Annotated in this window: 13 protein-coding genes; 8 read left to right on the top strand and 5 right to left on the bottom strand. The window is 73.3% G+C overall.

What is annotated here, in order from left to right; all coding sequences use genetic code 11:
• Position 1 precedes the first annotated feature (1 nt).
• Together ACR5MH_RS00545 and ACR5MH_RS00540 are read right to left on the bottom strand one after the other, a co-directional pair.
• A complete protein-coding gene (locus ACR5MH_RS00545) occupies positions 2 to 3,052 on the bottom strand; it encodes a helix-turn-helix transcriptional regulator (protein ID WP_433862155.1) in 3,051 nt (1,016 codons plus the stop codon).
• Positions 3,053 to 3,125: 73 nt separating this feature from the next.
• Complete coding sequence (locus ACR5MH_RS00540; protein WP_431349156.1) at positions 3,126 to 3,419, bottom strand: hypothetical protein; 294 nt, start codon at positions 3,417 to 3,419, stop codon at positions 3,126 to 3,128.
• Between the two features lie 173 nt (positions 3,420 to 3,592).
• On the opposite strand from ACR5MH_RS00540, the gene ACR5MH_RS00535 reads away from it, so the two are divergent.
• Both ACR5MH_RS00535 and ACR5MH_RS00530 read left to right on the top strand, forming a co-directional pair.
• The gene (locus ACR5MH_RS00535; RefSeq protein ID WP_431349155.1) at positions 3,593 to 4,186 is read left to right on the top strand and encodes an NADPH-dependent FMN reductase; all 594 of its coding nucleotides are present in this window, start codon (positions 3,593 to 3,595) and stop codon (positions 4,184 to 4,186) included.
• A 5-nt stretch (positions 4,187 to 4,191) separates the two neighbouring features.
• Positions 4,192 to 4,656 (top strand): WapI family immunity protein, encoded by a 465-nt coding sequence (locus tag ACR5MH_RS00530; protein ID WP_431349154.1) that lies wholly within the window; start codon positions 4,192 to 4,194, stop codon positions 4,654 to 4,656.
• A gap of 93 nt (positions 4,657 to 4,749) precedes the next feature.
• On the opposite strand, the gene ACR5MH_RS00525 is transcribed toward ACR5MH_RS00530, so the two are convergent.
• Positions 4,750 to 5,781, bottom strand: coding sequence for an aldo/keto reductase (locus tag ACR5MH_RS00525; RefSeq protein ID WP_431349153.1), 1,032 nt, complete (start codon positions 5,779 to 5,781; stop codon positions 4,750 to 4,752).
• Positions 5,782 to 5,829: 48 nt separating this feature from the next.
• Between ACR5MH_RS00525 and ACR5MH_RS00520 the strand changes: the two genes are divergently transcribed.
• Complete coding sequence (locus ACR5MH_RS00520; RefSeq protein WP_433862154.1) at positions 5,830 to 6,330, top strand: metallophosphoesterase family protein; 501 nt, start codon at positions 5,830 to 5,832, stop codon at positions 6,328 to 6,330.
• Between the two features lie 132 nt (positions 6,331 to 6,462).
• Here ACR5MH_RS00520 and ACR5MH_RS00515 read toward each other — a convergent pair whose 3' ends face one another.
• Positions 6,463 to 8,064, bottom strand: coding sequence for a DUF7059 domain-containing protein (locus tag ACR5MH_RS00515; protein ID WP_431349152.1), 1,602 nt, complete (start codon positions 8,062 to 8,064; stop codon positions 6,463 to 6,465).
• Between the two features lie 32 nt (positions 8,065 to 8,096).
• Between ACR5MH_RS00515 and ACR5MH_RS00510 the strand changes: the two genes are divergently transcribed.
• From ACR5MH_RS00510 to ACR5MH_RS00495, 4 genes are all read left to right on the top strand, one after another.
• Positions 8,097 to 8,390 carry an acylphosphatase gene (locus ACR5MH_RS00510; protein WP_431349151.1) on the top strand — a complete coding sequence of 98 codons (294 nt, stop codon included), beginning with the start codon at positions 8,097 to 8,099 and terminating at the stop codon, positions 8,388 to 8,390.
• A 94-nt stretch (positions 8,391 to 8,484) separates the two neighbouring features.
• Positions 8,485 to 9,375: an aminodeoxychorismate lyase gene (locus ACR5MH_RS00505; RefSeq protein WP_431349150.1), complete on the top strand. Its 891-nt coding sequence runs from the start codon at positions 8,485 to 8,487 to the stop codon at positions 9,373 to 9,375.
• Positions 9,376 to 9,531: 156 nt separating this feature from the next.
• Complete coding sequence (locus ACR5MH_RS00500; protein WP_431349149.1) at positions 9,532 to 9,864, top strand: hypothetical protein; 333 nt, start codon at positions 9,532 to 9,534, stop codon at positions 9,862 to 9,864.
• Between the two features lie 270 nt (positions 9,865 to 10,134).
• The gene (locus ACR5MH_RS00495) at positions 10,135 to 10,491 is read left to right on the top strand and encodes a dihydrofolate reductase family protein (RefSeq protein WP_433862153.1); all 357 of its coding nucleotides are present in this window, start codon (positions 10,135 to 10,137) and stop codon (positions 10,489 to 10,491) included.
• Positions 10,492 to 10,497: 6 nt separating this feature from the next.
• Here the strand turns inward: ACR5MH_RS00495 and ACR5MH_RS00490 are convergent, their stop codons facing one another.
• On the bottom strand, positions 10,498 to 12,360 hold the full coding sequence (locus tag ACR5MH_RS00490; RefSeq protein WP_431349148.1) for a thioredoxin domain-containing protein: 1,863 nt from the start codon (positions 12,358 to 12,360) through the stop codon (positions 10,498 to 10,500).
• Positions 12,361 to 12,397: 37 nt separating this feature from the next.
• Here ACR5MH_RS00490 and ACR5MH_RS00485 point away from each other — a divergent pair, with 37 nt between their 5' ends.
• Complete coding sequence (locus tag ACR5MH_RS00485) at positions 12,398 to 13,231, top strand: aldo/keto reductase (RefSeq protein WP_431349147.1); 834 nt, start codon at positions 12,398 to 12,400, stop codon at positions 13,229 to 13,231.
• Positions 13,232 to 13,257 lie beyond the last annotated feature (26 nt).

Here is a 13,257-nt window from a genome sequence, read left to right as displayed (position 1 = left end):
CTCACGCCATCGCTTCCTCACTTCCTCCCGCCGAGCCCCGGCGTGTCGCGGGAGGAAGTGAGGAAGCGATGGCTGCGGGCGGGCGCGGGGTGCGGGAGGCGCGGTAGACGGCCTCCGTGCGGCTGGCGGCGCCGACCTTGCGGAGGATGCTCGAGACGTGGACGCTCGCCGTCTTGGCCGAGATGAAAAGCACCTCGCCGATCTGCTTGTTGCTCAGGCCCTGCTCGATGAGGGCCAGGACCTGCTCCTCGCGTTCCGTGAGCGGGGCGCCGGGCCCGGGTGCGGCCGGACCTCCGGCCGCGCGGGCGCCGCGCGACGAGATGAGCGCCGCCGCCGCTTCGGCGAGGAGTCCGAAGCCCGAGCGCTCCGCTTCGTCGCGGGCGGCGACAGCCAGGCGTTCCGCCGCGGGACGGTCTGCCGCTGCGCGGGCGACCCGCGCGGCGCGCACGAGGGCGTACGGGTGCAGGTGCGCAGGGGCGAGCGGCGAGGCGGTCGCCTCGATGGCGGCCTCCCAGGCAACCCGGGCGCCGTCGAAGCGCTCGGCGGCGGACAGCCCCGATCCCACCTCGTCCATCGCTGCGGCCAGCGCGGTCGCGAGTTCGGCACGGATCACCGGCCCCCACGCGACAGCGGTCGGCCAGGCTTCGATGGCCACGAGCGCCGCGTCCAGGCGAGCTGCCTCCTCGGCGACGTCGACCGGGGTGTCGCGCTCGGCGCGCTCGTGGGCCGAGCGGAACGCCACGTCCGCCAGAGCGCGCGCCGCCGCCGCGAGCACGGGGAGGTCGTTGGCGGGCAACGGCCGGTGGGTGGACGCGCGCACCGGCGCGGTGTGCTCCCACGCGTCGAACGCATCGCCGCGGGCGATCGCCACCTCCGCAGCCAGCCGGGCGACCCCGAGCTCGGACTGGACCTCCAGGTCGCCGAGCGTGCGGAGGCCGCTGTGCCAGCGGCGCAGCAACGCCTCCGTCGTCTCCAGGTCGCCGCGCCACAGCGTGAGCCACAGCTTCATGCGCTGCAGGTGCGCGCGGAAGCTCGGCGGCGGATCGAGGGAGAGCGCGGGATCGAGCAGCGCCTCCGCACGGTCGAGCTGGCCGAGCGCGAGCAACGGCTCCACCGTGTTGGAGGACAGAATGACGCCGGTGGAGCGCTCGATGCCCCGCGCGCGGGCTTCGCGGACGCCCGCCTCGGCGAGGCGCACCGCCTCGGCGTAGCGGCCGAGGTTGTTCATCGCGTCGGACGCGTTGACCGCGTAGCGCAGCTCGGCGGTGGAGTCGTGCTCGGCGAGCCGGCCCGCTTCGTCCAGCTCCGCCAGTCCGCGCTCCACGAAGCCCTGGGAGACCAGGGAGCTGCCGAGGATGTTGTGCGCGACCGAGCGCAGCGCCGGCGACCCGTCGCCGGCCTCCTCGATCGCCTGCCTCGCGACGGTCACGGCGTCGTCGAACCGGGCCGCCAGCATGTACCGGGCGGCCAGCTCGGCCAGCAGTTGCAGGCGCAGGCCGTCGCCCTCCGGCAGGGCGCCGGGCGGGACCACGTCGAGCGCGCTCTGCAGCAGTTCCTGCACGCCGGTGCGGTTGAGGTTCTGGAGGTACTGCGCCTTGTCGCGGAGCAGTCGCGCGTGCCGGGCGGGAGGCAGGCCCTCGGCCGCCTCGAGCGCGACGTTGACGAGGGCGAGCGCGCGCTCGTTGTCGCCCGCGTTGCGCAGCGCCGACGCGGTGCGGGCCAATAGCTCGGTGCGGCCTCCGCTCCTCAGCCACTGTGCGCTCAGCTCGTCAGCGTCGGGCACGCTGTCCCACAGCTCCAGGGCGCGGTCGCCCATCGCCGCGGCCGTCGCATAGGCGTACGACATCCGCGCCTCGCTCAGTGCCTCCAGCGACGCGGTGAAGGCGCGCCGCACGTCGTGCGCCGCGAGCCAGTGCGTGGAGAGCTGAGTCGCCGAGCGCTGCGGGCTCGCCTCCAGTGCCTCGGCGAACCGCATGTGGAACCGGCTGCGCTCGCCCGGCAGCAGGTCGGCGTGGATGGCCTCGCGAACGAGCGCGTGCCGGAAGGTGTACTCGGTGGAGTCGGCGACCAGGACGTTGGCGACCACAGCCTCCCGAGCCGCCGCGTCGAGCTGGTCGGGTGTGCCGTCGAAGACCGCGCTGAGCAGCTCGTGGTCGACGCAGACCCCGCCGGCGGACACGAGGCGCAGCAGCCGCTGGGCCGGGTCGCTGAGCTTCTCGAACCGGGCGAGCAGCAGCTCGCGCAGGGTCTCGGGCAGGTCTTCGCCGGTCGCGAGCCCGTCGATGCCGATCAGCTCCTCGACGAAGAACGGGACGCCTTCGCTCATCTCGTAGACGCGGTCGACCGTCGCGGCGTCGGGCTCGCAGCCGAGCAGGCGGGCGATCAGCGCCTCCACCTGGCCTCGGCCGAGCCGGGCCAGCTCCCAGCGCGTGACGCGGCGGGTGCGCTCCAGTTCGGCGAGGTAGGCGCGCAGCGGGTGGCCGCGCGTGATCTCGTCGGTGCGGTAGCTCAGCACGACGAGGATGTGCCCGCGCTCGGCCATCCGGACGATGAAGCGGAGCAGTTCGAGCGTCGCGGTGTCGGCCCAGTGGAGGTCCTCCACCGCCAGGACGAGCGGACGGTCGAGCGAGAGCGTCTCGAACAGGACCGTGACGAGCTCGTAGAGCCGCTCGGCGCCGGTGCGCGCCGGCACCGCGGAGTCGTCGGCGAGTTCCGGCAGGAGCACGGAGAGCACGCCGGCGCCGTGGCCGGCGGCCTCCAGCACCGCGTCGAGCCCGCGCAGCTCGATCAGCCGGCGCAGGATGCCGGCGAACGGCGCGTACGGGGCGCCGTCGTTGCCGAGGTCGACGCACCGGCCGAGCACCACGGTGGCGGACTCCTCGGCCTCCGCCAGGAACTCGGCGAGCAACCGCGACTTGCCGATTCCGGCCTCGCCCCCGATCACCACGGCGCGAAGCCCGCCGTCGCGGCGAACCCCCTCGAGCTCGTCGCGCAGCGCCTCGAGATCGGACTCGCGCCCGATCATCGTGGGGCTGGACGCCGGTGATCGCATGGCCTCATCGTGCCACGGACCACCGACATCCGAACCCCCTGTCCGCCCTGCTTCGCCCAGGGCAGAACCGTGCTCATCGCCCGGCGTGGGCGAGCTCCCGCCGCTCGTCGCGCGCGGCCTCCTGGACCGTCTCGGGCGCGTGCTCCGGAGCCGTGACGGCCCCGGTCGCGCGTGGCGCAGCACCCGGCTCGGCCACGGCCTCCGGGACCGCCCGGGCGGCTCGCTGCGCCCGCCGCCCGGCCGTCCGCTCCGCCCGGCGCTCCGCGCGCTCCTCACGGAGGCGCCGCACCAGCTCCCGGTCGCGCTCGGCCCGCTCGACGTCCCCCGCGTACACCCGCGACGCCACGAACTCCTCGGACAGCATCATGATCCCCACACCCTTCGTCGCACTGCTTTCTTCGATGACCTCAGACTCGTCGCTAAGGCCCCCTCCCACATCGGGAAGATGCCCTATTCCGGCCGCAGGAGGACTCAGAAGGAGCCCGGAACGGCCTGGTCGCGGGACTCGACACCGCGCGAGGCCGGGGGCAAGCTGGCGGCATGGCAACGGTCAACGAGCTCCAACCGCCTTACCGCGTCGGCTACATCGTCGGCAGCATCTCCACCGGGTCCATCAACCGCAGGCTCTCGAAGGCGCTCCTGAGGCTGGCGCCGGAGGAGCTGGTCTTCACCGACATCGGGATCGCCGACCTGCCGCTCTACAGCCGCGACTACGACGGGGACTTCCCGCAGGTCGTCCGCGACTTCAAGGCCTCGATCGCCGCGCAGCAGGCGCTGCTGTTCATCACGCCCGAGTACAACCGCTCCATCCCCGGAGCGCTGAAGAACGCGATCGACTGGGCGAGCCGGCCGCACGGCGAGAACGTGATCGCGCGCAAGGCCACGGCCGTGATCGGGGCCTCCACCGGGCCGATCGGGACCGCAGTGGCGCAGCAGCAGCTCCGCAGCGTGCTGAGCTTCCTGCAGGCACCGCAGATGAACGCGCCGGAGGCCTACATCCAGCTCAAGCCCGGGCTGATCGAGGACGACGGGACGGTCACGAACGAGTCGACGGAGGCGTTCCTCCGCGGCTTCATGGTGTCGTTCTTCGAGTACATCGAGCGGGTGCTGACGGTCGTCCCGGCCCCGCGGTGACGGGCGTGCTCCTCTCGGACGCCGCGGCGTCGCGGAGCCTGGCCCTCCGCCCGCTGTCGCGCGACAGCGACGTGCTCACCGTGGAGGCCATCGCGGCGGACGGGGACCGTCGCTGGCGGCTCGTGGGGCCTTTGCTGCACGTCGAGGAGGCGGCGGAGCTCGGGGCGTGGCTGGCCGGGCTCCCCGGCGATCTGACGCTCGGAGCGGACGAGTGGACGACGCTGACCTTCGCGTCTGCGGCGCTCTCCCTCGCGGCCCGGCGCGTGCCGGGCGGGGTGGTGGAGTTCCGGGTCGCGGTGCTCGGGATGGCGGCGGCGGGTGGAGCGGTGCCGGAGACCGGCAGCGAGCAGGCGGACGCCGCACCGCCGCCCCGCTCCACGGATGTCGTGCTCGGCCTCAGCCTCCCGCCGGCCGCAGTGGAGCGGGCGGCCGTGGCACTCGTGTCCGAGACGGCCGCGCTCCGCGCGTGAGCATCGCAGCGGGGTCGCGACACGCCGCTCCGGCGTCGTGGTGACGGCGTGTTGCGACCCCTCTGCGCTGCCAGTCGCGCGTCAGCGGCAGGGTCAGCGGCCTCCCTCGCGCTTGCGGTGCCGCTGCGCGACGGCCTGCGGCCCGTACGGGTACACCTCCGTGCGCGGCGTGCTCGCCGTGTCCAGGCGCGTGCGCTGCTCGTCGGTCAGTTCGAGGTCCGCCGCCGCCAGGTTGTCGTCGAGCTGCTCGATCGTGCGGGCGCCGAGGATCACGCTGGACACCGCGGGACGGTCGACCAGCCAGGCGAGCGCCACCTGCGACATGCTCGCGCCGGTCTCCTCTGCGACGGTCTGCACCGCGTCGATGATCTCCCAGGTGCGCGGGTCGGCGTTGCGGGCGTCGAAGGCCTCCATCCCGCGCTTCGGATTCTCGCCCAGCCGGGTCGCTCCCGTCGGCGCCTCGTCACGGCGGTACTTGCCGCTCAGCCAGCCGCCGGCCAGCGGCGACCACGGCAGCAGGCCGATCCCGGAGTCCAGCGCGGCCGGCACGATCTCGTGCTCGATACCGCGGACCAGGAGGCTGTACTGCGGCTGAAGGGTGACCGGCGCCACGAAACCGTAGCCGTCCGCGACCGCGACGGCCTTGGTGAGCTGCCAGCCGAGGTAGTTCGAGAAGCCGTAGTAGCCGATCTTGCCCGCCGTCACCGCGTCGTCGAGGAAGCGCAGCGTCTCTTCAAGCGGCGTGAGGTAGTCCCAGGCGTGCATCTGGTAGAGGTCGATGTGGTCGACATCGAGCCGGCGCAGGGAGTCGTCGAGCGCCTTTCGGAGGTGTGTGCGGGACAGGCCGAGGTCGTTGGAGCCCTCCCCCATCGGGAAGCGGGCCTTGGTCGCGATGACGAGCCGGTCGCGGGCGCCGTGGTTGCGGGAGAGCCACCGCCCGATGATCGACTCCGACGCCCCCGCGCTGTACACGTCGGCCGTGTCGATCAGGGTGCCGCCGGCGTCGATGTACCGATCCAGGATGGCGTGCGAGGTCGGCTCGTCGGCCTCCGCGCCGAAGGTCATGGTGCCGAGGGCGAAGGCGGACACGATGGTTCCGCTGTTTCCGAGGGTCCTGAGGTCCATGCCTTCGACGCTAGCCTCGCCCGGCGGAATCGCCTACCGTTTGCCAACGTGAAGCTGCTGATGCTGTCCGACACCCACATCCCGCTCCGGGCGAAAGCCCTGTCTCCGCAGGTGCTGGCCGACGTGGAGGCCGCCGACCTCGTCCTGCACGCGGGCGACTGGGTCGACGAGGCGACGCTCGACCTGCTGGAGGAGCGATCGCGGCGGCTGATCGGCGTGTGGGGCAACAACGACGGGCCGGGGCTGCGGCGCCGGCTGCCGGAGGTCGCGCGGTTCGAGCTGGGCGGGCTGCGGTTCGCCATGGTCCACGAGACCGGCCCGGCGAAGGGACGCGAGGAGCGGTGCGAGCGCGATTTCCCGGACACGGACGTGCTGGTCTTCGGGCACTCGCACATCCCGTGGGACACGGTCTCGCCCGGCGGCCTGCGCCTCCTGAACCCGGGCTCCCCCACGGACCGCCGCCGCCAGCCCGCGTGCACCTACCTCACCGCCACCGTCGCCGGCGCCCGTCTCACCGACGTGCGTCTCGTCCCCCTCCCGCCGCGCTAGCAAACCGCCGAGTACGCGAATCCTCTGCGTAGTCGACGGTTTTCGGCTGATCTCGCGCGTACTCGGCGGGTGCCTGCGAGGTGGTGGGTGCCGGCGGGGTGGGTGCGTGTCCGGGGTGGCGCGTGTCCGGGGTCAGGGGAGGCGGAGGAGGCCGTCGGTGACGAGGGCGCGGACGGTGGGGAGCAGGTCGGCGCGGAGGGCGTCCTCGTCCACCTCCAGAAGCTGCGCCAGCGCGCCCACGATCGCGGCGACGCTCAGCTCACCGTCGCACGCGCCGACCAGTGCCGCCAGGCCGGTGTCCGCCCCGACCACGCGCCCGAAGCCGCCGCCCTGGCGCAGCAGGATGGCGGTGGGCGAGTCCGCGCCGGGCCACAGGTGACGCTCCTCGGTCACGTCGCCCGCGACGGTGAGGCACAGCGCGCCGAAGGCGTCATCGCCCAGGGACGACTGCGCGTCGTGCGCCGCCAGGCACTCACCGAGGTGGACGCCGAGGCCGGCCTGGTTCGCGCCCAGTGCCCCGTGGAGGCGTTCGAACCGACGCAGGGTGGGCACGCCCTCCGCCCGCCGCAGCAGCACGTAGCCGAAGCCGACCTCCCGGACGCTGCGCGCCTCGAAGTCGTCCAGCCAGGCGCCCAGCAGCGTGTCGAACGTCGGCGTGCCCGCTCGGGTGCCGCCGTCGCGGATCCAGGTCTCGGCGTACTGGGCGGCGTCCTCCGTGTCGCGTTCGATCACCCACGCGTCGAGCGGCTGCGCGGAGTCGTCCACCCAGCCGCGGACCCGCTCCAGAGCGTCCGCGGTGTCGTGGTACTCCCAGTTGCCCAGGAGCTGCGCGACGCCGCCGGGGTTCAGGTGCGCGCCGCAGCCGGCCACGAACGCCGCGACCAGGCTGTCGCCGACCATCCCGCCGTCGCGGTACTCGTAGGCCGGCACGCCCTCGGTCCGCGGCGTGATGACGAACGGCGGGTTCGAGACGATGTGATCGAAGGCCTCCCCCGACACCGGCTCGAACATGCTCCCCAACCGGAACTCGATGCCCTCGACGCCGTTCAACTCCGCGTTCAGCGCGGCGAGCCGCAGCGCGCGCTCGGAGATGTCGGTCGCGACGACGCGGTCGGCGTGCCGGGAGGCGTGCAGCGCCTGGATGCCGCACCCGGTTCCGAGATCGAGCGCGGAGCGCACGGGACGCTGCAGCATGAGACCGCTCAGCGTCATGGAGGCGCCCCCGACGCCGAGCACGTGGTCCTCGGGGAGGGCGCGGCCGAGCGCGAGCTCGCCGAGATCGGAGACGATCCACCACTCGGCAGGCCCCAGCACGTCCACGAAGGCGTACGGGCGCAGGTCGACGGCGGGGGCGATCGCGTCGGGATCGATCGCGTCGGGATCGACCGCGTCGGGATCGACCGCGTCGGGATCGACCGCGTCGGGATCGACCGCGTCGGGATCGACCGCGTCGGGGGCAGCGCCTCGGATCAGTCCCAGCTCCTCCGCGCCGTCGAGCCCGAGGGCGGGGAAGGCCGCGGCCGCGGCCTCCCGGCCGACCGGCCGCCCGAGGACGAACAGCGCCGCCAGCGTCGCCAGCGTCCCGCCGCCGGTCCGCGCGAGCGCCCGTTCGGCAGGGACCCGCTGACCGCGGTGCAGCGCCTCTGCGGCCTCCTCACCCCAGAGCGCGGTCAGGCCGTCGACGGTGAAACCGGCGGTGGCGAGGTCGGAGCGGAGGGCGGCGGTGGAGGTCACGCAGCAATTCAATCAGGAGCACAATGGGCGGCGTGAGCCAGGAACAGACGACGATCCGCCGGCACGCGATCGTGACAGGGATGGTGCAGGGCGTCGGCTACCGCTGGAGCGCCCGCGAGGAGGCCCGCCGGCTCGGCCTGGCCGGCTGGGCGCGCAACCGTTCCGACGGCAGCGTGGAGGTCGAGGTGGAGGGCGAGGCGGCGAGCGTCGACCGGATGCTCGACTGGCTGCGGGCCGGGCCTCCCGGGAGCGCCGTGGACGACGTGCGGGTGTCGGAGGCGGCGCCGGACGGCGACGACGCGTTCCGCATCCGGCAGACGGACTGAGGCGGCAGGCCCTGACGCCCGCAGGCCCTGACGCCCGCAAGCCCTGACGCCCGCAAGCCCTGACTTCTGGGCCGTGCCCGGGCACAATAGGCACATGACGCGCGCGACTCTGCTGACCATCACCGTGCCCACCGGGGAGCCCTCGACCGGCGACCCCGGCTTCGCCCTCGCCGACTTCGACGCCGCGCAGGTGCGGATCACCGACCTGGGCATCACCCGCGGCGACGGCGTGTTCGAGACCATCGCCGTCATCGACGGCCACCCGCAGGCGCTCGGCCCTCACCTCATGCGACTCGCGCACTCCGCAGAGCTCCTCGATCTCCCTGCTCCCGCCGAGCACGTCTGGCACGAGGCCGTCCTTGCCGGCGTCGCCGACTACCGGGCGCGCAACGGCGACGGCGGCGAGCTGTTCGCCAAGCTGATCTACACCCGCGGCGTGGAGGGCACGGGCACGCCGAGCGGCTGGATCTTCGTCGACGAGGGAGAGGACTTCACCCAGCAGCGCCTCGGCATCAGGGTGGTCGCGCTCGACCGCGGCCTGCGGCACGACGTGGCCGAGACCTCCCCGTGGCTGCTCGCGGGCGCGAAGAGCCTCTCCTACGCCGTCAACCGCGCGGCCCAGCGGGAGGCCGTCCGCCGTGGCGCGGACGACGTGATCTTCATCAGCTCCGACGGCTACGCGCTGGAAGGGCCGACCTCCAACGTCATCGTGCTCGCCGACGGCGTGGTCCGCACGCCGCAGACCGACCAGGGCATCCTCGCCGGCACGACGCAGGCCGCAGTGTTCGCGTTCTTCGAGGAGCGCGGCTACGCGACCGAGTACCGGCACATCACCGCCGACGAGCTGGAGGCGGCCGACGCGCTGTGGCTGGTCTCCAGCGTCCGGCAGGCCGCCCCGATCACGCACCTCGACGGCCGGGAGTACCCGGTGGACGCCGAGCTGACCGCCGATCTGAACGCCTACCTGCTGTCGCGCACGCACTAGGAGACCCTCCGCATCCACTGTTCACCCCCACGTGGACTGAGCGTTACACCCCGATTCGCGGTGCGCGGTCCTCGCCGCCTAGGCTGTACGCACCGTACCGGCGCCGACGCCGGAACCGCCGCTATGGGGAACAGAGGCGCAGTGAAGGAGGGCGAGGTGGACCAGGTCCCGAGGAGCATCGAAGTGCTGCGCCAGCAGGCGCGCGACGAGCTCACTGCCATCATCGAGCACCGCTGCCGCGCCGGCGAGGACCCCTGGCACTTCATCCCGGACCTGCCGAGCGTCGACGAGCAGGTGGTCATCTCGCTGCGTGCCGGAGCGATCGAGGACTTCGACCTCGCCGAGGAGCGGTCCCGGGCGCACCACCCGTCCGCCGGGCGCGACACCTACACCCGCTTCGAGTACGGCGTGCTACGCAGGATCGCGCTGGAGCACCCCGAGTTGAGCGAAGCGGTCTGGGGAATGCTCGACAAGGTCGAGCGCGCGTAGTAAACCAGGCGGCATGGGGATCGTGACCGCTGATATCGCCGTCTCGCTCGACGGGTTCGCCGCCGGGCCCAACCAGTCGCTGGAGAACCCGCTCGGCGAGCGCGGGGTGGAGCGGCTGCACACCTGGATGTTCGAGTACCGCGACGCGCACGCGGAGGAGATCGCCGCGATCACCGCAGCGGGCGCCTACGTGATGGGCCGCAACATGTTCGGCCCCGTGCGCGGCGACTGGCCGGCCGAGGGCGACAGGTTCGGCGACTGGCGCGGCTGGTGGGGGAGGATCCGCCGTACCACGCGCCGGTCTTCGTGCTCACGCACTACGAGCACGCGCCGATCCCGATGGAGGGCGGGACGACCTTCGAGTTCGTCACGGAGGGCATCCACGCGGCGACCGAGCTGGCGCGCGCGGCGGCCGGCGACGCCGATGTCGCGATCGCGGGCGGTGCGGAGACGCTGAACCAGGCGCTCTGGGCGGGCATCGTCGACGAGCTGCGGCTGCACGTGGCGCCGATCACCCTCGGCGCGGGCGAACGGGTCTTCGACCGGGTGCCGTCGCTGCAGCTCGAGCTGCTGCGGTCGCGGGTGACGCCGGAGGTCGCCCACCTGACGTACCGGGTGCTGCGCTGATGCGGCTCAGCCGAGCCCGGCGGGCGAGGTGACCGGGAGCGCGCAGACGAAGTCGCGGCAGAGATAGGCGGTCGGGAGGCCGTCGCGTGTGCTGCGGGCGGCGAACAACTCGAAGCCCGCGGCCTCCAGCGCCCGGCCTTGGGAGGCCTCCACCAGCGCGACCAGGTCGGCGGGATGCCGGCGGGATGCCGCGACCAGGCCCTCGGGGTCGTCGGCGCCCGCACCCGCCGGTGGCTCGCTCACGACGACGAGCTGCCGCGGCTCGCCCTCCAGCCGCGACATCAGCGCCAGCGCGGCGCCGAACGCGCTCGGCACGCTCGCCGCAGGCCCGGCGACGAGCCGCATCGCCTCCCGCGCGGCGCGCTCGTAACGGCGGCTCGCCGTCATCAGGAACAGCGTGTGCGCGGCGGAGGCCATCGCCGTGAGGCCGGACGGGTACGCGCCCTCCGACGGGTCGACGCGCACCGCGAGGCCGGTCGACTGCAGTAGCGGGTCGCCGCCGCCCGGCACGCCGAAAGGACACTCGCCGCCGTCAGCGGCCTCCAGGCACAGGTCCACCAGCTCCCGGGCGGCGGTGGCGGCCTCCGCGTCGCCGCTCGCGAGCGCCAGTTCCAGCAGGCCGCCGGCGAGGCCGCCGTAGTCCTCCAGCGTCGCCACGGCCTCCGACACGACCCCGTCGACCGACGCCCGGCCCAGGGTGCCGTCGGGCCGGCGGTGCGTCTCGATCACCGCGCGTGCGGCCTCCCCCGCCGCGACGATCCAGGCCGGCCGGTCCAGGACGCGGCCTGCCCGGGCGAGCGCACCGATCGCGAAGCCGTTCCAGCCGGTGAGCACCTTCTCGTCCAGCGCGGGAGGCGTCAGCTTCGCGCGCTCGGCCGGCGGCACCCGGTAGTAGCCGCCCTCCACGCGGGCGCCGTCGACCACGCTCTCCGAGTCCTGCGCCGAGGCGAACGCGCCTCCCGGACGGCGGAGCACGCCGAGCAGAAAGGCGGCCACGCCGTCGGCCGTGCGCTCGGCCCACTCCTCCCCGGTCTGCGCCCACGCCGTGGCGGACGCGTCAAGGAGCTGCGCGTTGTCGTAGAGCATCCGCTCGTAGTGCGGATCGCTCCAGTCGCGCCGGGTGGCGTAGCGGAAGAAGCCGCCGTCTACCGGGTCGCGCAGCGGGGAGTCCGCCATCCGCTGCAGGGTGCGGTGCGCGAGCTCGCGTCCGGCCGGCCGTTCGAGCAGAAAGCCGAGCACCGGAGCGACCGGGAACTTGGGCGCGCCGCCGAAGCCGCCGTACAGCGGGTCCTCGGTCTCGGCGAGCGCGCCGACCGCCGCGTCCAGGGCACGACCGCCGGGCAGCTCGGAGGCCGTCGTGGCCCGGGCGGCGGCCGCGGCGAGCGCCTCCCGCACCTTGCCGGCGTCGGCCTCCACCTCGGCGCGACGCTCCGTCCAGGCGTCGGCGACCGCGTCCAGGATCTGCGTGAACGACGGCCGGCCGGCCATCGCCACCGGTGGGAAGTAGGTGCCGGCGAAGAACGCCCGCCCCGACGAGGTCGCGAAGACGGTCAGCGGCCAGCCGAGCCCTTCGGTGAACGCGCTCGCCGCCGAGAGGTAGGCGGCGTCGACATCGGGATGCTCCTCCCGGTCGACCTTGATCGACACGAAGCGCTCGTTCATCAGCGCCGCGACGGCGGGGTCGCTGAAGCTCTCCCGCGCCATCACGTGGCACCAGTGACAGGTGGCGTAGCCGATGGAGACGATGACCGGCACGTCGCGGCGCCGCGCCTCGGCGAAAGCCTCCGGTCCCCACGGGAACCAGTCGACGGGGTTCTCCGCGTGGGCGCGCAGGTAGGGACTGATCGCGCCCGCCAGCCGGTTCGTCATGCGCTCACCCTACGACCGCATTGCTATCGTGGACGACATGGTTGCACACGCAAATACCCCGCTTCTCACCCTGAACAACGGCACCACCATTCCGCAGCTCGGCTTCGGCGTCTTCAAGGTGGACCCGGCCGAGACGACCCGCATCGTCACCGACGCGCTGGAGGTCGGCTACCGCCACATCGACACCGCCGCCATCTACGGCAACGAGGAGGGCGTGGGCGCCGCGATCGCCTCGTCCGGCATCGCGCGCGACGAGCTGTTCGTCACGACCAAGCTCTGGAACGACCGGCAGACCGACGCCGAGGCCGCCTTCGACGAGTCCCTCGCCAAGCTCGGCCTCGACTACGTGGACCTCTACCTCATCCACTGGCCGACCCCGCAGAAGGACACGTTCGTGGAGGCCTGGCGTTCGCTGGAGAAGATCTACGCCACGGGCCGCGCCAAGGCCATCGGCGTCTCCAACTTCCTCGTCCCGCACCTGGAGAAGCTGCTCGCGAACACCGAGATCGTGCCGGCCGTCAACCAGATCGAGCTGCACCCGGCGCACCAGCAGCCGGAGGTGACCGCGTTCTCCCGCGAGCACGGCATCCACATCGAGGCCTGGGGGCCGCTCGGGCAGGGCAAGTACCCGCTGTTCGAAGCGCCCGAGGTCGCCGGCCCCGCCGCGGCGCATGGCAAGACTCCCGCGCAGGTCGTCATCCGCTGGCACCTGCAGACCGGCAACATCGTGTTCCCCAAGTCGAACCGCCGCGAGCGCATGGCGGAGAACTTCGACGTCTTCGACTTCGAGCTGACCGCCCCCGAGGTCGCGGCGATCACGGCGATGGAGCGCGAGGGGCGCGTGAGCGCGCACCCGGACGAGGTGAACTGACCTGTCGCCGGCCGCGGGCGCGGGGC

Source organism: Streptomyces sp. L7 (assembly GCF_050990935.1).
Lineage (GTDB): Bacteria > Actinomycetota > Actinomycetes > Actinomycetales > Microbacteriaceae > Leifsonia.
Note: the sequence above shows the minus strand (reverse complement) of the source record. Positions and strands in the feature narration are given on the sequence as shown.